The 20310-nt window shown below is 39.1% G+C and carries 18 protein-coding genes; 13 read left to right on the top strand and 5 right to left on the bottom strand.

What is annotated here, in order from left to right; genetic code table 11:
* Positions 1-38: 38 nt before the first annotated feature.
* Positions 39-1460, bottom strand: coding sequence for a cysteine--tRNA ligase (gene cysS / locus A7A69_RS08930; RefSeq protein WP_152877122.1), 1422 nt, complete (start codon positions 1458-1460; stop codon positions 39-41).
* A 212-nt stretch (positions 1461-1672) separates the two neighbouring features.
* Between cysS and A7A69_RS08925 the strand changes: the two genes are divergently transcribed.
* The 13 genes from A7A69_RS08925 (at position 1673) to A7A69_RS08865 (ending at position 17717) form a co-directional block, all read left to right on the top strand.
* On the top strand, positions 1673-2650 hold the full coding sequence (locus tag A7A69_RS08925; protein WP_120370202.1) for a KpsF/GutQ family sugar-phosphate isomerase: 978 nt from the start codon (positions 1673-1675) through the stop codon (positions 2648-2650).
* Positions 2651-2653: 3 nt separating this feature from the next.
* Positions 2654-3193, top strand: a complete 540-nt coding sequence (locus A7A69_RS08920) for a KdsC family phosphatase (protein WP_120370201.1) — start codon at positions 2654-2656, stop codon at positions 3191-3193.
* Positions 3194-3231: 38 nt separating this feature from the next.
* A complete protein-coding gene (lptC, locus tag A7A69_RS08915; protein WP_152877120.1) occupies positions 3232-3780 on the top strand; it encodes an LPS export ABC transporter periplasmic protein LptC in 549 nt (182 codons plus the stop codon).
* Positions 3764-4312 (top strand): lipopolysaccharide transport periplasmic protein LptA, encoded by a 549-nt coding sequence (gene lptA / locus A7A69_RS08910; protein WP_120370199.1) that lies wholly within the window; start codon positions 3764-3766, stop codon positions 4310-4312. Before lptC ends, lptA begins: the two co-directional genes overlap by 17 nt.
* A complete protein-coding gene (gene lptB / locus A7A69_RS08905) occupies positions 4312-5058 on the top strand; it encodes an LPS export ABC transporter ATP-binding protein (protein ID WP_120370198.1) in 747 nt (248 codons plus the stop codon). The genes lptA and lptB overlap by 1 nt, the downstream gene beginning before the upstream one ends.
* A 440-nt stretch (positions 5059-5498) precedes the next feature.
* Positions 5499-5924 (top strand): hypothetical protein, encoded by a 426-nt coding sequence (locus A7A69_RS08900; RefSeq protein ID WP_152877118.1) that lies wholly within the window; start codon positions 5499-5501, stop codon positions 5922-5924.
* A 315-nt stretch (positions 5925-6239) separates the two neighbouring features.
* A complete protein-coding gene (locus A7A69_RS08895; RefSeq protein WP_152877116.1) occupies positions 6240-10421 on the top strand; it encodes a tandem-95 repeat protein in 4182 nt (1393 codons plus the stop codon).
* A 148-nt stretch (positions 10422-10569) separates the two neighbouring features.
* Positions 10570-12081: a TolC family outer membrane protein gene (locus tag A7A69_RS08890; RefSeq protein ID WP_152877114.1), complete on the top strand. Its 1512-nt coding sequence runs from the start codon at positions 10570-10572 to the stop codon at positions 12079-12081.
* Entirely contained in the window at positions 12078-14222 is a 2145-nt protein-coding gene (locus A7A69_RS08885) for a type I secretion system permease/ATPase (protein WP_152877112.1), read from the top strand. The genes A7A69_RS08890 and A7A69_RS08885 overlap by 4 nt, the downstream gene beginning before the upstream one ends.
* Positions 14219-15409, top strand: coding sequence for an HlyD family type I secretion periplasmic adaptor subunit (locus A7A69_RS08880; protein ID WP_152877110.1), 1191 nt, complete (start codon positions 14219-14221; stop codon positions 15407-15409). The genes A7A69_RS08885 and A7A69_RS08880 overlap by 4 nt, the downstream gene beginning before the upstream one ends.
* Positions 15410-15524: 115 nt before the next feature.
* Positions 15525-16121: an IMPACT family protein gene (locus A7A69_RS08875; RefSeq protein WP_152877108.1), complete on the top strand. Its 597-nt coding sequence runs from the start codon at positions 15525-15527 to the stop codon at positions 16119-16121.
* Positions 16114-16728 carry an acyltransferase gene (locus A7A69_RS08870; protein ID WP_152877106.1) on the top strand — a complete coding sequence of 205 codons (615 nt, stop codon included), beginning with the start codon at positions 16114-16116 and terminating at the stop codon, positions 16726-16728. Before A7A69_RS08875 ends, A7A69_RS08870 begins: the two co-directional genes overlap by 8 nt.
* Positions 16729-16874: 146 nt before the next feature.
* Complete coding sequence (locus A7A69_RS08865; protein ID WP_120370195.1) at positions 16875-17717, top strand: universal stress protein; 843 nt, start codon at positions 16875-16877, stop codon at positions 17715-17717.
* Between the two features lie 120 nt (positions 17718-17837).
* Here A7A69_RS08865 and A7A69_RS08860 read toward each other — a convergent pair whose 3' ends face one another.
* The 4 genes from A7A69_RS08860 to A7A69_RS16600 form a co-directional block, all read right to left on the bottom strand.
* On the bottom strand, positions 17838-18506 hold the full coding sequence (locus tag A7A69_RS08860; RefSeq protein WP_152877104.1) for an O-methyltransferase: 669 nt from the start codon (positions 18504-18506) through the stop codon (positions 17838-17840).
* A gap of 147 nt (positions 18507-18653) precedes the next feature.
* The gene (locus A7A69_RS08855; RefSeq protein WP_120370193.1) at positions 18654-19373 is read right to left on the bottom strand and encodes a D-Ala-D-Ala carboxypeptidase family metallohydrolase; all 720 of its coding nucleotides are present in this window, start codon (positions 19371-19373) and stop codon (positions 18654-18656) included.
* 129 nt (positions 19374-19502) lie between these two features.
* Positions 19503-19832, bottom strand: coding sequence for a ferredoxin FdxA (gene fdxA / locus A7A69_RS08850; RefSeq protein ID WP_005145598.1), 330 nt, complete (start codon positions 19830-19832; stop codon positions 19503-19505).
* Between the two features lie 159 nt (positions 19833-19991).
* Positions 19992-20168, bottom strand: coding sequence for a hypothetical protein (locus A7A69_RS16600; RefSeq protein ID WP_171499546.1), 177 nt, complete (start codon positions 20166-20168; stop codon positions 19992-19994).
* Positions 20169-20310 lie beyond the last annotated feature (142 nt).

The raw sequence follows: 20310 nt of genomic DNA, 5'->3' as shown, positions 1-20310 counted from the left end.
CATTTAACTGTCAACATACATGCATTTTAATTGTCGATTTAATCAGCACGTCGCCAAACGGTTCCTTGACGGGTGTCTTCAAGTGCAACACCTTTTTCAAGTAAAGACTGGCGAATACCATCTGCTTTGGCAAAATCTTTGGCTTTTTTGGCATCGCTGCGTTGTTGAATCAAATCCTCAATTTCATGATCAGAAAGGTTTAATACTTCTTGACCAATATCTGATTTTAAGAATTCATCGACATTGTGCTGAACCAAGCCCAGAATTGTCGTTAAATGGCGCAAAGTTGCATAGTAAACAGTAGCCAGTTCAGTTTGTTGTTCTTTCACAGCTCGATTGAGTTCACGATTGAGTTCAAAGAGTACTGCCATAGCTTCAGGCGTATTAAAGTCATCGCGCATCGCACTGTTAAAACGTTCTATAAACTCATGATCTAACTGTTCAGAATGAGTTTGACCATACACCTGCTCATAAGCTTTAAAGGCATGATAAAAACGGCTGAGTGCAGTTTTTGCTTCTTTTAAGGCAACATCTGAAAAGTTTACAGGACTACGATAGTGCGAAGACACAATAAAATAGCGAATGACTTCAGGATGAAACTTTTCCATTACATCACGAATTGTAAAGAAATTGCCCAAAGACTTTGACATCTTTTCGCCATCGACATTGATAAAACCAACATGCATCCAATAATTAACATATTGTTCGCCTGTTGCAGCCTCGCTTTGCGCAATTTCATTTTCATGATGTGGGAATAGAAGATCCGATCCACCACCATGAATATCAAAATGATTACCTAAGCAGCAAGTTGACATTGCTGAACATTCAATATGCCAACCTGGGCGGCCATTTCCCCACGGAGATTGCCAAGATGGTTCATCCGCTTTTGCATGTTTCCAGAGGACAAAGTCAAACGGATGTTTTTTTTCGACTTCGACATCGACACGCTCACTCGCGCCTGCTTGCATATCATCCAATTTACGCCCAGATAGGCGACCATACTTGGCAAATTTGGTCACTTCATAATAGACGTCACCATTTGCAGCTGGATAAGCGGTGCCATTATTGACCAAAGTTCCGATCATATTTTGCATTTGATCGATATATTCGGTTGCTTTTGGCGATTCATCAGGTTCAGCACAACCAAGACTGGCCGCATCTTCATTCATGGCGCCGATAAAACGCGCAGTAAGCTCCTGAATGGTTTCACCGTTTTCGTTGGCACGACTGATAATTTTGTCATCAATATCTGTGATATTGCGGATATAACGAACTTTCCAGCCCTGACTACGCAGAAAACGAATAATATAGTCAAAAGCAACCATGACTCGAGCATGTCCAATATGACAATAGTCATACACTGTCATGCCACAGACATACATATCTATCTGGCCATCAACACGTGGGACAAATTCAACTTTTTTACGTTGCTCTGAGTTATATAAAACGAATGGTTGCATAAGACTCTTAAAAACATTCACCAAAAAATAGTGTTATATCTTAACGTAAGCCACATATTTCACAAAGGTTTATCCATAATTTTTATAAGTAAGTGAAAACTTGTACATTTAAAAACGTGACAAGAAATGAGATGTGTTAGAATAACGCAAAATTTTCATTTAAAAATCTATAGTCAATTTTGATTATAGAGAATTGTTCGAGTTCGTTTTTCATGACCGATGCTACCGATTTTAAAAAAATTGCACTTGAAACCATTGCGATTGAACAACATGCTTTGGATGTGTTAACAAGTCAGATTGATGATCGTTTCAATCAGGCTTGTGAAATTATTTTACAGTGTCAGGGCCGTGTGGTTGTGACAGGTATGGGGAAATCTGGACATATCGGTCGCAAAATGGCAGCAACTTTTGCGTCTACAGGTACGCCATCATTTTTTATGCATCCAGGTGAAGCAGGGCATGGCGATTTGGGAATGTTGGTTCGTGGTGATGTTTTGATCGCGATTTCAAATTCAGGTAAAAGCGATGAAATCATGATGCTTATGCCTTTGATCAAGCATCTTGAAGTACCCCTGATTACGATGAGCCGTGATGATACGGGCCCTATGCCTAAAAATGCAGATGTAGCATTAACCTTAGGTGAATCAAACGAAGCTTGTCCACTTGGGTTAGCTCCAACATCAAGTACTACCGCTACACTTGTATTGGGTGATGCGCTCGCGGTTGCATTGCTGGAAGCTCGTGGATTTACCGCAGACGACTTTGCTCGCTCGCATCCAGCGGGTGCTTTGGGTAAACGTTTGCTGTTGCACGTTAAGCATTTAATGCATACAGGTGCAGATCTTCCGAAAGTATCCCCTGATACACCAATGAATCAGGTACTGTACGAAATTTCTAATAAGCGTTTGGGCTTGACCACGATTGTCGATGAACAGGATCACTTACTGGGTATATTTACTGATGGTGATTTGCGTCGTTTAATCGATAAGCAACAAGGTTTTGATGTGAAGCTGCCTGTATCTGCGGTCATGATTCAACACCCCGCGACTATTTCTCAGGAAGCACGTGCTGTCGAAGCATTAAAGCAATTAAATGCAAAAAAAATCAGTCAGTTTGTGGTCGTAGATGATGAAAATAAAGTGATTGGTGTGATTAGCATGCATGATCTAATTCAGGCAGGGGTAAATTAATTCATGGCATCATATGCATTACTTGAGCAAGCACGTCATATTCAGGCGCTGGTTTTAGATGTTGATGGTATCTTAAGTGATGGTTTTGTCACGCTGACCAATAGCGGCGATGAAATCAAATCTTTTGATATTCGCGATGGCTTAGGGATGAAACTGGTTCAACAAGCTGGCCTCAAAGTCATTATTATTACGGGACGTAAAAGTCAGATTGTTGAAAAACGAATGTCTGATTTAGGGGTTGATCTGGTTTTTCAAGGACGTGAAGATAAAGGCATTGCACTGCGGGAAGCATGTGCCCAGTTTAATTTAAAACCTCATGACTGTTTATATATGGGAGATGACTGGCCTGATTTGTCAGCATTTTCACTTGCAGGCATGTGCGTGACTGTACCAAACGGACATGTAGAATTACGTCGTCGTGCTCATTTAGTGACTCAGGCGATGGGTGGTCGTGGAGCGGTACGTGAAGTTTGTGATATGTTACTGAATGCAAAAGGAGTTTACGAAGAACTTCTTGCAAAATATCTAACAGTACCCCATTAATATTCTAAGCCAAAGAAAAAGGTGATATTACGCCGCCTATGGATACCAGAGTTTTATATATTGTGGCGATTGCAATCGCAGCTGTAAGTGGTGGCTATTATTACTACAGTGGGAAAGCAAACAGACTTGAAGCAGATAGTAGTCGAAATATGACGTATTCTGTTCAAGGCATTAACTTGACCCAAACTAATGATCAAGGGCATTTATATATTCGTGCGCAAGTCGATCGGCTGGAACAGAATATGCAGCAGCAGACCTCAAAACTTGAAAATCTGCATGCCTCTATGTATCAAAATGGACAAGTGAATGCGACTTTCTTTTCTAAAGTTGCCAATGGCTATGATGATAATGAAAAAGTAATTCTTTCTGGAGATGTTGTTGCCACAAAACTTGCTGAAAAAGGTGAAATTGTTTTTCGTACCGATGAGTTAACCACTTATCCTAAAACAAAAATGATAGAAACGACTCATCAGGTGGATGTGCAATCATCACAGGCTTCTTTTGTCAGTAATGGCTTAAAGGCCAATCTGGAAAATGGTCAATACGAATTTTTTAATATTCGAGGAAAGTATGCACCAAATTCTTAATTCGACTTCACGTTCGACTTTCCTGAAACAGGTCACTGGTTTTACAGCAGTGGCAATACTGTCTGTGTCTGCATTTGCGCTGCCATCAGATCGTAATCAGCCTATTTCTTTAGTGGCTGACAAAGCGACCTATAACGATAAAACAGGTATTACGACTTATACTGGAAATGTGGTCATCGAACAGGGCACCATGAAGTTACAGGCAGATTCTATCGTTGCACAGCTTAACTCAAAGCGAGAAATTCAAACGATTACAGCCAATGGACGACCATCTAAATTTCAGCAGCAAATTAGTGCTGAAAAAGGAGTAGCTCGTGGTGAAGCGCAAAAAATTATTTACAATGCGGATAGTGGGATTATTACCTTAACAGGTAATGCTTATTTATTTCAGGATGGTGCGAGTATTCGAGGTAACAGTCTCAAATACAGTATGAATAAAGGCGATATCGAAGCACAAGGTTCGAGTTCAAACCGAGTTCAGTTGATTATTCCACCTTCTAGTTCAAAAAGCTTCCCAGGAGCGCGTGATTAATGGATCAATCGTCTCAAAAATCACAAAAACTTTGTATTAAGCATCTGGCCAAAAACTACAATAAACGCTGGGTGGTTAAAGATGTATCATTTCAGATGCAAAGCGGTCAAATTGTTGGGCTACTTGGACCAAATGGTGCAGGTAAAACCACAAGCTTTTATATGGTTGTTGGTTTGGTACGAATGGATAAAGGGGAAATTCATTTAGATAATGAAGATCTTTCACATTTGGCGATGCATGAACGTGCCAGAAAGGGCATTGGTTATTTGCCACAGGAAGCCTCTATTTTTAGAAAGTTGACAATTGCTGAAAACATTATGGCAATTTTGGAAACTCGTAAGGATTTAAATAAGCAGCAGCGTCAACAACGTTTAAATGAATTATTGGCTGATTTTAAAATTGGTCATATTAAGGATTCATTAGGAATGAGTGTTTCTGGTGGAGAACGTCGCCGTGCTGAAATTGCACGTGCTTTGGCTGCAGATCCTAAATTCATGTTACTCGATGAGCCTTTTGCTGGTGTTGACCCAATTTCGGTAGGTGACATCAAAGAAATTATTCGAAATCTCAAAGAGCGCGGGATTGGTGTTTTAATTACTGATCATAATGTGCGGGAAACATTGGCGATTTGTGAACACGCTTATATTGTGAGTGAAGGATCAGTTATTGCTGAAGGTTCTCCACAAGAAATTTTGGAGAATGAGCAGGTTCGTAAAGTTTATTTGGGCGATGATTTTACAGTCTAAAATTTTATTAATAGTTATTAATTTATCTAATAAATCCCTTTTCTTGAAATTTGAAAAGGGTTTTTTTTACTCAATGATAAATTTTTATATAATTTATTAAACTAAATATATGAGTTGAATGAATTAATTAAAAAAATATTTAAATAATGATAACTCTATTTCTTTATAATGCATGTGAATAGTTACATAAATATTATTTAAAATTATCAAATATTCAATAAGCATTATTTAAATATATATTTAATAAAAATTAAATAAAACAAAAGAAAATATTATGGTTTATATCAATAAAATTTATATACACAATGGATGACTTTTGAGTCAACCTATTAGTGCATTGTGAGTTTTATTTATTTATTAAAATGTGAGATATTTCTCTTTTTAATGTAAATTTTATGTTGTAATATCTATACAAAATTTAACATTGCATTGGGGTTTTTATGATTCGTGGCGGCAGTCTTATCCTTCTAAGCCTTTTTCTGACAGCTTGTGTTACACCTTTTAATATGGATAACAAACCTTCAAATTTATTATTTCAGAAACAGGATAATACCAGAAATCAAGTTATTCATGTTTTTCGAGATAATAAGCTTTGTCTGAATGACGATAAAAATAGACAGAACTGTCCAGTTAGTTTTTATATCGATGATTTTAAGGCTGGCGATTTTTATATTAATAATAAGGCTAATTTTTATTTAAAGCCTGATGTGTATGTCATTAAAGTTAAAAGCTGTAAAACAGTATGTGAGACGTATGAGCTTAATTTAAATGTGAATAATGAGCTTGAAAATCGTGATTTTACAATTTCAATTGATAGTGATGATAAGCCTTTTATTGTTCAAGTTAATGCTGAAAAGGTAAGTTGATTCAGATAAATACCCCCACATTAGTGATGAAGCACACTTATCTTTAGATACTAAATTTAAGTGTAAAACTATTCTGACTAATCAAATATGACTTTAAAGAAAATGGATTCAATTTTTTAAATAAATAATTGTTTCTAAAGAGATAAATGACAACTAATTTTAGTGGCATTTGGCGGCACAAAAATGGTTAAGGGCGGGATTTGATCTTTCTTGACAGACTGATGCTCAGAGGAACGAGAGCTGAAAAAGAAAGCAGATTACCAATTATATAAAGGGTTTAAATAATGGGGTTGCCCATTATTGGGGTATATACACATGACAAAATTTGTAGTAACAGAAAAGAAATCTTTAGAAAAAAGCAGTATAGATAATTCGCAAATTATTTTAAAAGCGGCAGCTATCGTTCAGGTTAATTTACACCGAGAGGATGTTGCTGAGTTTATTCAGGATGGCAATAATCTAATTTTAAAACTACAAAATGGTGATGTCATTACGATTGAAAACTTCTTTGTACAATACGAAGATAAAGTCGTTTCAGATTTGGTTTTTGAAGATAACGAATGTGCTTTTTTGTGGTTTGACTGGAACAATGGGGCTCCCTTATTTAAAGAAATTACAGGCTTAGAGGTCTTGTTGCCTATTGCGAGCGGTAGCAGTTCAGGTGCTTTTCTTCCTTGGCTTGCAGGTGGAGTAGCTGTTGCAGGTGGAGTTGCTTTAGGAAGCAGCGGGGGGAGTAGTAATGATGAAAAAGGAACTATAGTTAATAAATCTCCACAGGTTTTAGAAAATAGTAAGCAGCAGGCTATTAGTACCATTGTAGATACACCTAAAACTGGCAAAATTTTAAATGTTACAGATCCAGATGGTGATTCTCTTGTTTATACGGTTACTGAAAAGCCAACACATGGCACAGTTACATTTGATTCAACAACAGGTACTTATACTTACACGCCGAATGCCAACTACCATGGTTCAGACAACTTTGTGGTTACAATAAGTGATGGCAAAGGTGGAACAACTACAGTAAGTGTTCCCGTTACCGTAATTGCGGTGAATGATGCACCGACAGCAACTGCAAATTCAATCAGCACAGATGAAGACAAGCCCGTCACAGGCAATGTGGTTGGACAAGATGTTGATGGAGATCAATTAAGCTATACAGTAAGCACCAATCCAAGTCACGGTACAGTAACGCTTGATTCAGCGACAGGTGGCTATACCTATACGCCGAATGCCAACTACAACGGTTCAGACAGCTTTGAAGTGACGGTAAGTGATGGCAAAGGTGGAACAACTACAGTAAGTGTTCCCGTTACCGTAATTGCGGTGAATGATGGCAACAGCGTCTTTAGTGGCAACACCAGCGCTAGCGGCACAGAAGATGGTACAGCGATCACAGGCACCCTGAGCGTGACTGATCCAGATGGCATCACTAACCCGAATTACAACATCAGCACTGGTGCATCACATGGTTCAGCGAGCATCGATGCTACGACCGGGACCTGGAGCTATACACCTGCCAAAGACTACAATGGCAGCGACAGCTTCGTAGTAAGCGTCACGGATAACCAAGGCTTCACCACGACCCAAACCATTAACGTGACTGTGGCGGGTGAACAAGATGCCTTTAACGACAGCGCGACGACAGATGAAGACACTGCGATCAACATCAACGTACTGAGCAACGACCACTTTGAAGCCAGCGATGCTAAGGTCACTGCGGTGGGCAATGGCAGTCATGGCACTGTGACGATCAACGCAGATGGCACGGTCAAATACACCCCGAATGCGAACTGGAGTGGTAACGACAGCTTTAGCTACACCGTGACCAGTGCCAGTGGTACAACAGAAACAGCGACAGTGAACGTCACCGTTAAACCCGTGAATGATGTACCAGCTCTTGATCTTGATGCCAATGACAGCTCAGGTGAAACTGGCAGTAATTACCGTACAAGTTATCTTGCAGGCGCTGCTGCCATTTCGATAGCAGACACAGACATTAAAATTACTGATGTTGATGCAGCGACAGTTCCTCAACAGATTTCAGGGGCAGTAATTACGATAACTAATTATCAATCTGGAGATTTATTACAAGCAGGTACATTACCAAGTGGTATCACTGCTACACTATCACCATCAGGTAATACACTTACTTTGAGTGGAACGAGTACGCTTGCTAATTATGAAAGTGCGATTAAGGCAATTACATTTAGTACAGGTTCTGGTACCACTACATCGGTGGTTACTCGCGAGATTTCAGTTAAAGTTACAGATATTGGTGGTGCTGATAGTAATACTGCAACAACCAAAATAGATGTAAGTAGTATTGTCGCTCCAGGGACTCCAGGATCTACTGCAAATAATGGTGATAATACAATTAATGGCGGTAATGGTGATGACGTTTTACTAGGCGATTCTGGCGGAGTAAAAACGACACTTGTACCTGGAACAAATTATAATATTGCTTTCATTTTAGATATTTCTGGAAGTATGGCTTATAATTTGGATCAAAATGCAGGATCGGCAAATGAACGTATTAACTTATTAAAAGCAGGATTAAAGCAGTATATCCAAAATATTGTTCTACCTTTCGCTGATGCTGAGGGCACGGATAAAGGTGGAGAAATTAATTTAGGCCTTATTTCATTTTCTTCTGCAAGTGGGCAAAGTGGGAATTCTACCGATATTAGAATCAATATTAGCGATGTAAAAAGTGGAAACTGGAGCGCAATAGATACAGCAATTTCAAATTTAGTTGCACAAGGTGGTACAAACTACGAAGCTGCTTTTGGTAAAACAGTGGATTGGTTTAAGAGTTTATCTGCAACAGCTGTAAATAAAACAACGGGTGCTGCTAATACAGTAAATAATTATCAAAACCTAACATTCTTTATAACAGATGGTGATCCAACATCTCGCATGAATGGAACTAGTGAAACAAATGATGGTGATGGTACAACTACTACTGTCACTAAGCTTAGCGAGTCAAAAACTACGTTTGATCATGGTTTAAATCAAACTTCTGGCAATGCTGGCTTAGGTAATATTAGTAAAGTCAACGCAATTGGGATTGGTAATGCTGTCGATAAATCATGGTTACAACTTTTTGATAATACTGATTCCGTTGGCAATATTACTGTTGATGTGGGCACTAGTAATGTACCGACAGCGACTACAATAGCCAATTTCAATAATGATACAGGTTTAAGTACACGTAGCAATTGGAAAGTGCAGTCAGGCAATACAGATGGTGTAGTTACAGCCTCTAGCTCAAGTAATGGTCGTCTTGTATTAAAAGACACTGTTGCTGCAAATGGAAAAGCAGCAGTTTATGAGGGCCCTGAAATTACGTTTAACGACGATACGAAAGTATCTAAAGGTTATATTTCATTTAATTATACCCAGCAAAACTGGACTGCAAATGATAGCTTTACTTGGACTCTACAGAAGCAAAATAATGATGGGACTTGGAGTAGTGTCGAAACAGGTTCGAATGCTTCTGCAAATGATCACGCTACTAATTCAACTGCACTAACTATGCAAACAGGTATTATTACCAGTGAAGGTACTTATCGTTTTGTATTTACTGTAGAGGATAAAAATGGTAGTGCAAATTATCAGGCACAAATTGATGATCTTCAGTGGAATGTAAGTGCAGGTACAGATACAGTGACTGGATCTGGTGGACAGCCAGATATTGTAATGACAGCTGATCAATTACAGTACGCGCTACAAGCTGGGGGTTTATATCCAACTTTAAATCCTGTTGGAAATGACACCATTAATGGAGGCGATGGTAACGACATTATTTTTGGTGATGTAATCAATACTGACGCACTTACTTTTGGTGGAACCCGTAACTTTAACTCGGCCTCTCAACCTGATGCTCTTGGTTCAGGGATGGCGGCATTAGATAAACAATTACAAATCACTTTGGGTCATACACCGACTGATCTTGAAAGATATCAATATATTAAAGATCATTATAGTGATTTTAATGTTGCTACTGATACCAGAGGTGGAAACGATACACTTAATGGTGGAAATGGTAATGACATTCTTTATGGTCAAGGTGGAAACGACACGCTAAATGGTGGAGCAGGTAATGATACTTTGATCGGTGGTACAGGCAAAGATACTGCAATCTACACGGTGTTAAATGCTGCGGATGCTACTGCTGGTAATGGTGTAGATACTTGGACAGATTTTCATGTCGGCAATACAGCAAGTGATGCCAATGCCGATGTGATTCAGTTCTCACAGTCTTTCTTTACAGGTTTAACCCAGACTATCTTAGCGACAGATAATGCAACCACTGTCGGTAAATATATTTCTGTGACTTATGATGCTGATAAAGACATTGCAACAATTAAAGTTGATCGTGATGGTGATGGTACAACATTTACAACGCATGAAACGTTATTGGTATTAACTAATCAGACCTCTGAAGTGACATTACAGACTTTGCTGAATAATGACCAAATCATCATTGGTTAGATCTAATTAAAATGTTTTAAAAAACTGCTTCAGTCATGAAGCAGTTTTTTTTAATAGTGAAATAAAATTTATTGGAATGATAAAGTTTTATTTCAAATCAAGTACAATTTTTGACTTGGATATAAGTTTCAAATTCTGGAACAAAAGAATGAATAAATGGCGACACTTTATAAGAATTCCTTTTTATTTATGGTGGAGTTTGTATGTACCGATCAGCTATGCGGATTCTTCCACAACGACAGCTAAGTCTTCAATTAAACAAGGTATAGAAAACTTGTTTAATGCAACACCAGATAATGACTTTAATAAAGTAAGCTTTAAAGACTTATCCAATTTTCAGGTAGATACCTCCAAACTGGATCGATTACCTGTGGTGGTGGCAAGTTCAAACACGACACGACAAGCTTATCCAAGTAATCCAATCTCGAATCGGCAACTTGACCTCATTGACGCGATTCAACTTGGCATTCAACGTAACCCTGAAATTAGTCAAAGTATTTCTACACTAGCCGCCCAAAACTCCAATATTGATGTTGCCAAAGCCCAGTACTATCCGCAACTAACAGGGGGAGTGAGTACCGGTGATTTGACGACAGGCGAACGTGGTCGCCAGTTACTGACCCTAAGCGCAACCCAACTGCTTTATGACTTTGGTAAAGTCAAATCCAGCGTCGATACCCAGAAAGCCAAATTGATTGTGGAGCAGGCCAACGTTTTGGTCAGCATTGATGATATTGCCTATCAGGTTGCTTCTGCCGTCATTAACATTGAACGCTATAAACGCATTAGTCAGATTGGAGAACAACAAGTCATAGGCATCCAAAAAATTCTGGATATTGCCAACATGCGCGCCAATGCAGGAATTAGCAGTCAGGCCGATCCTGTACAAGCCGAATCCTATCTACAATCGGCGCAATCCGGTCTGATTGCTGAACAATCTTTATTAAGACAATACCAACAACGTCTACGCACTTTACTAGGATTTGATGTCAGCAATAAAAACTGGACAATTCCTGATGATCTGGTGAAATCTTCTGATCTGTTTCAAGATCCAGAATTTAATACCATCCCCAAAATGATTGCGGCACAGGCCGAAGTTGAAGTTGCCAAATCGCAAAAAAAACAAACCCAATTAAGCCTATATCCCACCTTGTCAGTCAAAGGATCCTTAAGTCAGGCCTTGAATGGTGTTAATCCAAACAATGATAAAGATAATGGACTATATAGTGCGGTGATGCTGGAAGCGAGTAGCAACTTTTATCAGGGGGGAGCTGTTTCGGCGCAGGTCAGATCTGCCAGTTATGCAGAAGAAGCTGCACGTTCCAAAGTCAACTCAGTTTATATGGACGTACTTGACCAACTACGCACCACACGAGAAAACATCGAAAATAAACAAAGACAAATTCAGGTGCTTTCAGAAAGACAGGCGACTACGGTCAGAACCCGTGAGCTGTATCAGGAACAATACAAATTGGGTACACGCTCAGTACTAGATCTACTCAACGCAGAAATGGCGATTCACTCGGCCAATAACGAGCTGGAAAGTGCTCGCTACGATATTTACAACAGTCTGGTTCAATTTATCCAGACCACAGGACGTACTCGTCAGGCCTATCAACTTAACCATATTTCAATTCAGGGATTTGAGGTACAACCATGAGTCAAGCACTTAACTATCAGCCGTGGTTACAATCCGTCCTTGTGATTGCCAAACATTACCGAATTGAACCGTCAGAAGAACGCATCCGATTACAATTGGACTGGAACCAGAACCATAACATTGATGATGTGCTGTTGCTGATTTGCCGTCAAATGGGACTGAATTATCGCAAACTCACATTCTCAAAAGAATTCTTAAACCCATGGCGATTACCTGTCATTGCCGAATTTAATGATGGGCAGGTTGGCGTCATAGACAAGGCTGATGGAGAAGGACAGATCAGCATCCAGCTCAGTGGAGAACAAGGGCTAGCACAGACCTTTACGGTTGATCAACTCGATAAGCTGATTAAATATATATATATCGTCCGACCAGAAAGCTCGATTCCAGATGCACGTGTCGACGAATACATTAAGCCTTATGAAGCAAGCTGGTTTTGGTCAATTGTCCTCAAAGACTGGAAACGCTATGTCGATATTATGTTTGCCTCTTTGATTGCCAATATTTTGGCACTGGCAACAATTATCTTTTCTATGCAAGTTTATGATCGAGTGGTTCCATCCCAGTCTTATCCGACTTTATGGGTCTTGGCAGGCGGGGTATTACTGGCTGCTATTTTCGAATTTGTATTGCGCGTTTCCCGAATTTATCTGTCTGATATTATTGGTAAACGTGCTGATCTTAAAATTTCAGATCGTGTTTTTGGGCATGCGTTACGCATAAAAAATAAAGAACGTTCTAAATCAACGGGCACTTTCATTTCACAAATTCGTGAACTAGAAGGTGTTCGCGAACTGGTTACCTCTACTACCATCAGTGCGATTGCCGATTTACCTTTTTTCTTCTTATTCCTTGTAATTTTCTGGTTAATTGGCGGTAGCTTATTTTGGGTCATGGTATTGGTTGTGCCCTTAATGATTGTGCCAGGTTTACTGGTACAAAAAAAACTGGCCAAATTGGCACAGGAGGGCATGCGTGAATCTTCTATCCGGAATGCCATCTTAGTGGAAGCGGTACAGGGTATTGAAGATATTAAACTACTACGCGCTGAATCCCGCTTTCAAAATCAGTGGAATCACATGAATGAAGTGTCCGCTGATATTAGTATGCGTCAGCGTAAGATTGTGGGGGTATTAACGGCATGGACTCAAAAAATACAAGGCTTAACCTATGCGATTGTGGTTTTAGTGGGGTGTTTTGCAGTCATCAAAGGTGATATGACCACAGGTGCTTTAGTGGCTTGTTCGATTTTATCTTCCAGAATGTTAGCACCCATTTCTCAAATTACGGGTGTATTGGGGCGTTTACAGCAGGCTAAAGTGGCAAAGACCAGCCTAGATGAATTGATGAAAAAATCCGTCGATCAACCTGATCAGGCGCATCTCATTCACAAACCTGTGATTCATGGGGAATATGAATTAAAAGGCATCGCTTTCCAATATGGTCAAGATGATCCTAAACCCACCTTAATCATCCCTAATCTGAGTATTCAGGCAGGAGAAAAAGTTGCCATATTAGGGCGTAACGGTGCAGGTAAATCGACCTTATTACAACTACTTTCCGGAATGCAATTTCCAGTACAAGGTAAAATTAGTCTGGATGGTCTGGATTTAAGCTTAATTGACCCTGCGGATATTCGTCGTGACATGGGGCTTTTGAACCAGAATGCCCACCTGTTTTACGGTACGATTCGGGAAAATCTGACTCTTGGCGCACCTTTGGCTAACGATACAGACATTCTCAATGTTTTAAAAATGACAGGTGCGCTCAGCTTTGTTGAAGAGAAAAAAGAAGGACTGGACCATCTTATTTTAGAGGGCGGTGTGGGTTTCTCAGGTGGTCAGCGTCAAGCCTTGCTATTAGCCCGACTGCTCATTAGACAACCCAATATTTTATTATTGGACGAACCGACTGCATCCATTGATGACGTCTCAGAAAAAATGTTGATTGATCATCTAAAAACATGGCTTGGACATCGTACCTTGATTGTAGCCACGCATCGACGCGCGGTACTGGAACTGGTTGACCGAATCATTGTGGTTAGTGACGGAAAAATAGTGATGGATGGGCCTCGTGATCAGATCCTTCATGGACAATCCGCAGCACAACAGATTCCAGCAGGACAAGGAGCAAGTTCATGAGTGATCAATTACAACTCCCAAAACGTTCTTTAAAAGTGTCCTACAAAGAGCCACCATTACCTCGTGCCAGTTTAGTGATTTGGATCATAGGGGTCGGTTTATTGGTCCTCTTACTCTGGGCATGGTTATTTAAACTAGAAGAGGTTTCTACGGGTACGGGTAAAGTCATTCCGTCTTCAAAAGAACAGGTGATTCAATCGCTAGATGGTGGGATTTTGACGAAGCTAGATGTACAAGAAGGGGACATTGTACAAAAAGGACAAGTGCTAGCACAGCTCGATCCAACGCGTTTTGCATCCAATGTTGGAGAGTCACAATCTTTACTAATTTCAGCTCAGGCAACTGCAGCTCGATTGCGTGCCGAAGTCAACGGCACAGCATTACAGTTTCCAGAAGAAATTAGAAAAGATCCAAAATTGGTACAAGAAGAAACGGCGCTATATAATTCCAGACGTGAAAATCTAGAGCAATCCGTTTCAGGTTTAAAACAAGCTTTACAACTGGTACAACAAGAATTAGTGATGACTGAACCTTTGGTCGCCAAAGGTGCTGCCAGTGAAGTAGAGGTATTACGTTTAAAACGTGAAGCCAATGACCTGCAAAATAAAATCAACGATGCACGTAACCAATATTACGTTAAATCACGTGAAGAATTATCAAAGGCTAATACCGATACCGAACAACAAATGCAGATTGTACGGGGTCGAACCGATACTTTAAACCGAACCACTTTTAAAGCACCTGTACGTGGGGTGGTGAAAGAGATTGCAGTGACGACACAGGGCGGAGTGATTCCACAAAATGGCAAGTTGATGACCATTGTGCCATTGGATGAACAATTGCTGATCGAAGCGCGTATTTCTCCACGAGATATTGCTTTTATCCATCCGGGTCAGGAAGCACTGGTCAAAATCACCGCCTATGACTACTCGATTTATGGAGGCTTAAAAGGCAAGGTGACGGTGATTTCGCCTGATACGATTCGTGATGAGGTGAAGCAGGATCAGTTTTATTATCGGGTTTATATCCGTACTGATTCTGACAAGCTTTATAACAAAGAAGGTAAGTCGTTTAGTATCACTCCGGGGATGGTGGCGACAGTAGACATTCGTACGGGTGAGAAGACGGTACTGGATTATTTATTAAAACCGTTTAACAAAGCCAAAGAAGCTTTAAGAGAGCGATAAATATCAACAAAGGATTGAAGAAATACTTAAATCCTCGCTACTGCGGGGATTTTTGTCATTAGCAACTTTATTCAGGCTATAATCATAATTTCATTATAGATTCTCTTTTATTGTTATGCCTTATACCATTGCACAACTTACTTGCTTTGAAGAAGAAATCAAAAAAAGTCGATTTCAGGCATTTGCAACCCCCGTTGAAAACGAAGAGCAAGTAAAAGCTTTTTTAGAAAGTTATAAGGATATCAGTACTACCCATCAGTGTTGGGCTTGGAAAATAGGGCACCATGTGCGTTTCAATGATGATGGTGAACCATCTGGAACCGCTGGGCGTCCCATATTGGCAACCATTGAAGGCAATGAATTGACCAATGTTTTAGTCTTAGTTAATCGTTGGTTTGGCGGGGTAAAACTGGGAACAGGTGGTTTAGTTCGAGCTTATGGCGGCTGTGCAGGGCAGTGTTTAATGCTCGCAGAAAAAATAGAACTCATAGAAAAAAAACAGGTTGTTTTCTCTTGTTATTTTAACGAATGGCCGATTCTTCAATATGAACTCACACATCAAAAAATTGAATATATTGAAAATTACACAAGTGAAGGTGTGGTTGTAGAAGCCGCTTTGCAGATTCATCAGATTGATCCGTTAAAATTAAAACTTCAGGATATTACACGTGGTCGGGAACAATTAAAAATTGTGGAGCCTGAACATGAATGACGAAAGATTACTTAAATATCGAGAACAACATAAGCATCGATTAAACTATATGCCATGGCTTTATTGGTCATTAAAACCCAAACATCGTGAATGGGCAGAAGCATGGCAAAAAGAATATCAAGCCTATTTGATGGAAATGGAAACCATTGAAATTGGGAAAAATTGTTTTATTTCTCCATTGGCTCATATCTTTGCGGAACGTGGACGTAAAATTAGCATTGGTGATAATACGTTTATCGCGGCGGATTGCACTTTACATGGGCCTTTAACGATTGGTCATGAAGTGGCAATTAACCATCACTGTATTTTAGATGGCGGACGCGCAGGGATTATCTTACATAATCAAGTGCGGATTGCTGCCTATTGTCATCTATATGCTTTTGATCATGGTATACAGTTAGATCGTCCTGTTTATCAGCAACCTGTCATTTCTAAAGGAATCGAGATTGGAAGTGATGTTTGGTTAGGTGCACATGTTGGTGTGAAAGATGGTATTTCGATTGCTGAACATGCGGTTGTCGGTATGAACAGCATGGTGACTAAAGATTTAGAGGCTTATCATGTTGTTGCAGGAAATCCAGCGCGCTGGATTAGAAATAGAGAGTAGTTGCTTTTTTAATCATTTAATTGTTTTTTATGGTAAATATTTTAAACCATATAAAAAATTACCGAAGTTTTAACTGAATTATGCTAAGTTAAAAATAACAAAAACGAAATCTCCAAGGCATTAGACCTTAATGAAGAGAGGCTATTATGAGTCGTGTCATTGCATGTATTGATTCTTCACCTTGCATTAATGCAATTGCTGAAGCCGCCGCGTGGGTCGCTAAACAAACCAAGCGTGAACTGGTTTTGCTGCAAATTCTTGACTATTATCCTGCCAGTTACCATCTCGGTGAAATTAGCGGTGTCATTGGTTTTGAAAGCAATGCCATGTTGCTCAAAGAACTCGCAGAATTAGAGCAGAAACAAAGTGAATTGGCTTTAGATTATAGCAATAATTTGCTGAAACACATTTCTGAAATGATTGAAGAAAAATATGGTTTAACCAGTTCAAAAATTCAGGAAAAAGGTGATTTTTTAGAACAAAGTTTTAGCATTTTAAAAGAAGATGATTTTGTTGTGATTGGACGTGTTGGAGAACGTGCAGCAGAAAAAAACAAACCGATTGGTAGTAATGTTGAAAACTTTATTCGTGGTGCAAACTGTACCGTCATGACAGTCGGAGAAACATTTAAAGCGCCAACCCGATTTATCTTTGCTTACGAATACTCTCCAACTTGTGTAAAAATGATGCATCGAATTGCGCAGAGTGATTTGCTTAAAACCTTACAATGTCATTTACTTTATGTCGGCGATCATCCACAGGTCTTAAAGGATCCTGAAGAATTTTTAAGCAATGCAGGCATTGAAGTCGTGACCGTTTATCGTTATGGTGATGTTTCAGAAAACATACTTGAATATCAGCGCGAACATGGCATTCAGATGATTGTACTGGGGGCGTTTAGTCACAGTAAAATTCATCAGTTCTTTTTGGGAAGTATTGCAACTTCGATTTTCCGTAATGCGACTGTGCCGCTTTTAGTGGCAAAATAATTTAAAAAATTTATCCATAGTTATCCGCAAATCTTGTGGATAACTATATGGACAATCAATGTAAATAAAAATAGATGATTGATTTTAAGATAAAAATAAATTAAGCGTATTTTTTGATCATCACTTTACAATCGCAATTGCAAAGCCATCATGACCTTTGCTTCCTACCGTTTGTAAGGCTGTACAGGATAAAATTTGAGGGTGATTTTGCAAAGCTTCAAAGGTCTGACGAATCCCTTCTATGCTCGGCTTGTTATTATTTTCATCGATAATATCACCTGCACGAATTACATTATCCAATACAAGAATAGTACCAGAATGTGAAAGATTCAAAGTAAGTTCTAAATATTCAGGGTAACTTTGTTTGTCAGCATCGATAAAAATAAAATCAAAGGGTTCAAATGTGGCAGGATCAATTTGGCGTAAAATATCAGCAGCACGTCCGACTTTAAGTTCAACGGGCACTTCAAATTGAGCATGATCAATATTTTGCTGTGCTAACGCTGCATGCGTATCACGTCCTTCGATCGTAAGCAAATAACCATCTTTGGGTAAAGTACGAGCTAACCAAACTGTGCTATACGCTGCAAATGTGCCAAGTTCTAAAACTCGTTTACATTGATTCATCTGAATCAGCATTTGCAAAAGCATCCCTTGATTAGGGGCAACAGCCAAATGATCTGGAAAACCTTGTCTGGCGGTATTGTCCAACGCAAATTGAAGGTTTGGATCTTCTGGAATTAAATGTGAATCGATATAGCCATCAATGTCTGTCCACATCTGTTGCATAACGGGTGTTACCTTTACTGAGATAGCTGCATTTTAAACATTTCTAATAGATGTGCAATTTTATGTGATAGAAAAATAAAAAGTTAAATAATTTTGATATAAAAAAGAGACACATATGGTCTCTTTTAAATCACATAAAAAATATGCTTAATAATTACACATTGAACTGCCACGACTATGATCTGGCCCCCAAGTACGATAACCCTGAGTATCAATATGAATTTGCCCTGAAGCATAAATCCCGATGCCCATATCTAGGCTTTGTCCATGTTGTGCCCAAAATTGACATAACTTAAACTTGGTATTTTCAATAAATGCATAATCCTGCGACTGTGGAAACTCAGGGCCGATGCGAAAATCGATTGCTGAGTTAAATAAATGTCGTGAAGAATTGGCACCACCTGCACATTGGTTTAAAGGAAGATCCCGATAAACCGATGTCACTTCAAAATCCGTTAATACTTTTTGTGCGACTAAAGCTTTAAAAATACGTAAGGTCGGAATTGCATTATTCCAGAGTTCACGGTTCGGTATAGCGTATTGTGAACGGCCACATTTTTGCCAGTCACGTGCAGTTTTCAATAATTCAAAATTAGGAACAACATTGGCAACATTATTACGCTCAAGAAAGCGCTCATATTCCTGAACACGCGCACGATTATCCCCCATACTTAACCATGTTAAATAAGAGGTGGGAACGGTTTTCACTGGAACGGGACGTTCTAATATAACTTTTTCCTGTGGAATATAAATGCGATGTCCAGTTGAAGATGTGACTTTTCCAGTTTTTTGAGGGGAGGTTGTACAAGCGACCATAACAATGGGTGCAAGGCTTATGGCAAGCAAACCCTTCAAAAATTTCGGCATAATAGAATCAATTGCTTACTTTAAATTGAGCTTATTCTAATCGAAAAGGATGGATAAAATGAGGAAAAATTGCAATGAAATGTGTGATTCAGATACAAAAAGACCAGCTTTTGCTGGTCTAATTTGCAATTATTTCTCTAAATACTGGAGCTTATCTGGTTTACCATTCCAATCTTCACGATCAGCAGGTTGCTCACCAATTTGAGTAATATTATTGCCTGCCCATTTTTCAGATAGTTCAGCGTTAAGTTCAATAAAGACTTCCTGACCCTCAGGCAATTCATCTTCTGAGAAAATTGCATTGGCAGGGCATTCAGGTTCACATAGCGCACAGTCAATACATTCATCAGGATTGATCACCAAAAAATTTGGGCCTTCGTAGAAACAATCAACTGGGCATACTTCTACGCAATCTTGGTATTTACATTTAATACAGTTTTCAGTGACAACGAAGGTCATGGCGACAGCTACCTAAAAAATATGGTTCTAATTCCGAATGCTGTATTTTAGGCAAAAAAAGGGGTGACTAACAATTCCTTTTATTGATATTTATTATTCGGATTGATGAAAAGGACTGATTTATATCACTCTAGTTGATAGTAACTCTCAATTAAGTCATTATTTTCTAGATTTATGTGATTTTTTTAAGCCTCCGCCATCTTGTTTATTTACGGTTGACCACGCAATTCGCTCAGCTTCATCCTGAGAGTGACCACGTTCTAATTCACTTTCCTCGATATGTTTGGCTTGACGTTTCTGTTTTGGGGTATAAGCCGATTTATCACCACGTGACATTTTTATTCTCCCGATCTAAGCGTACTTTTTTATTTTTAACATTACTTTCATTTTGAGTGGGTAAAAAGTTGTCGAACTTTAACTCTATTTTGTAAATTAAAAATAAACAATGTCTACGAATAGCCCAATAAAATAAATGGTT

The sequence above is a fragment of the Acinetobacter guerrae genome (assembly GCF_009372255.1).
In the GTDB taxonomy this organism is placed as follows: domain Bacteria; phylum Pseudomonadota; class Gammaproteobacteria; order Pseudomonadales; family Moraxellaceae; genus Acinetobacter; species Acinetobacter guerrae.
The sequence above is the reverse complement of the archived record's forward strand: the minus strand, read 5'-3'. Positions and strand labels throughout refer to the sequence as shown.

What these genes read in the sequence shown, in the direction of transcription:
- lptA (WP_120370199.1), top strand. Translation starts at nt 3,764, where the DNA reads ATGCACCAAATTCTTAATTCGACTTCACGTTCGACTTTCCTGAAACAG.
- A7A69_RS08925 (WP_120370202.1), top strand. Translation starts at nt 1,673, where the DNA reads ATGACCGATGCTACCGATTTTAAAAAAATTGCACTTGAAACCATTGCG.
- A7A69_RS08865 (WP_120370195.1), top strand. Translation starts at nt 16,875, where the DNA reads ATGAGTCGTGTCATTGCATGTATTGATTCTTCACCTTGCATTAATGCA.
- A7A69_RS08860 (WP_152877104.1), bottom strand. Translation starts at nt 18,506, where the DNA reads ATGCAACAGATGTGGACAGACATTGATGGCTATATCGATTCACATTTA.
- A7A69_RS16600 (WP_171499546.1), bottom strand. Translation starts at nt 20,168, where the DNA reads ATGTCACGTGGTGATAAATCGGCTTATACCCCAAAACAGAAACGTCAA.
- A7A69_RS08890 (WP_152877114.1), top strand. Translation starts at nt 10,570, where the DNA reads ATGAATAAATGGCGACACTTTATAAGAATTCCTTTTTATTTATGGTGG.
- A7A69_RS08855 (WP_120370193.1), bottom strand. Translation starts at nt 19,373, where the DNA reads ATGCCGAAATTTTTGAAGGGTTTGCTTGCCATAAGCCTTGCACCCATT.
- cysS (WP_152877122.1), bottom strand. Translation starts at nt 1,460, where the DNA reads ATGCAACCATTCGTTTTATATAACTCAGAGCAACGTAAAAAAGTTGAA.
- fdxA (WP_005145598.1), bottom strand. Translation starts at nt 19,832, where the DNA reads ATGACCTTCGTTGTCACTGAAAACTGTATTAAATGTAAATACCAAGAT.
- A7A69_RS08870 (WP_152877106.1), top strand. Translation starts at nt 16,114, where the DNA reads ATGAATGACGAAAGATTACTTAAATATCGAGAACAACATAAGCATCGA.
- lptC (WP_152877120.1), top strand. Translation starts at nt 3,232, where the DNA reads ATGGATACCAGAGTTTTATATATTGTGGCGATTGCAATCGCAGCTGTA.
- A7A69_RS08920 (WP_120370201.1), top strand. Translation starts at nt 2,654, where the DNA reads ATGGCATCATATGCATTACTTGAGCAAGCACGTCATATTCAGGCGCTG.
- A7A69_RS08895 (WP_152877116.1), top strand. Translation starts at nt 6,240, where the DNA reads ATGACAAAATTTGTAGTAACAGAAAAGAAATCTTTAGAAAAAAGCAGT.
- lptB (WP_120370198.1), top strand. Translation starts at nt 4,312, where the DNA reads ATGGATCAATCGTCTCAAAAATCACAAAAACTTTGTATTAAGCATCTG.
- A7A69_RS08875 (WP_152877108.1), top strand. Translation starts at nt 15,525, where the DNA reads ATGCCTTATACCATTGCACAACTTACTTGCTTTGAAGAAGAAATCAAA.
- A7A69_RS08900 (WP_152877118.1), top strand. Translation starts at nt 5,499, where the DNA reads ATGATTCGTGGCGGCAGTCTTATCCTTCTAAGCCTTTTTCTGACAGCT.
- A7A69_RS08885 (WP_152877112.1), top strand. Translation starts at nt 12,078, where the DNA reads ATGAGTCAAGCACTTAACTATCAGCCGTGGTTACAATCCGTCCTTGTG.
- A7A69_RS08880 (WP_152877110.1), top strand. Translation starts at nt 14,219, where the DNA reads ATGAGTGATCAATTACAACTCCCAAAACGTTCTTTAAAAGTGTCCTAC.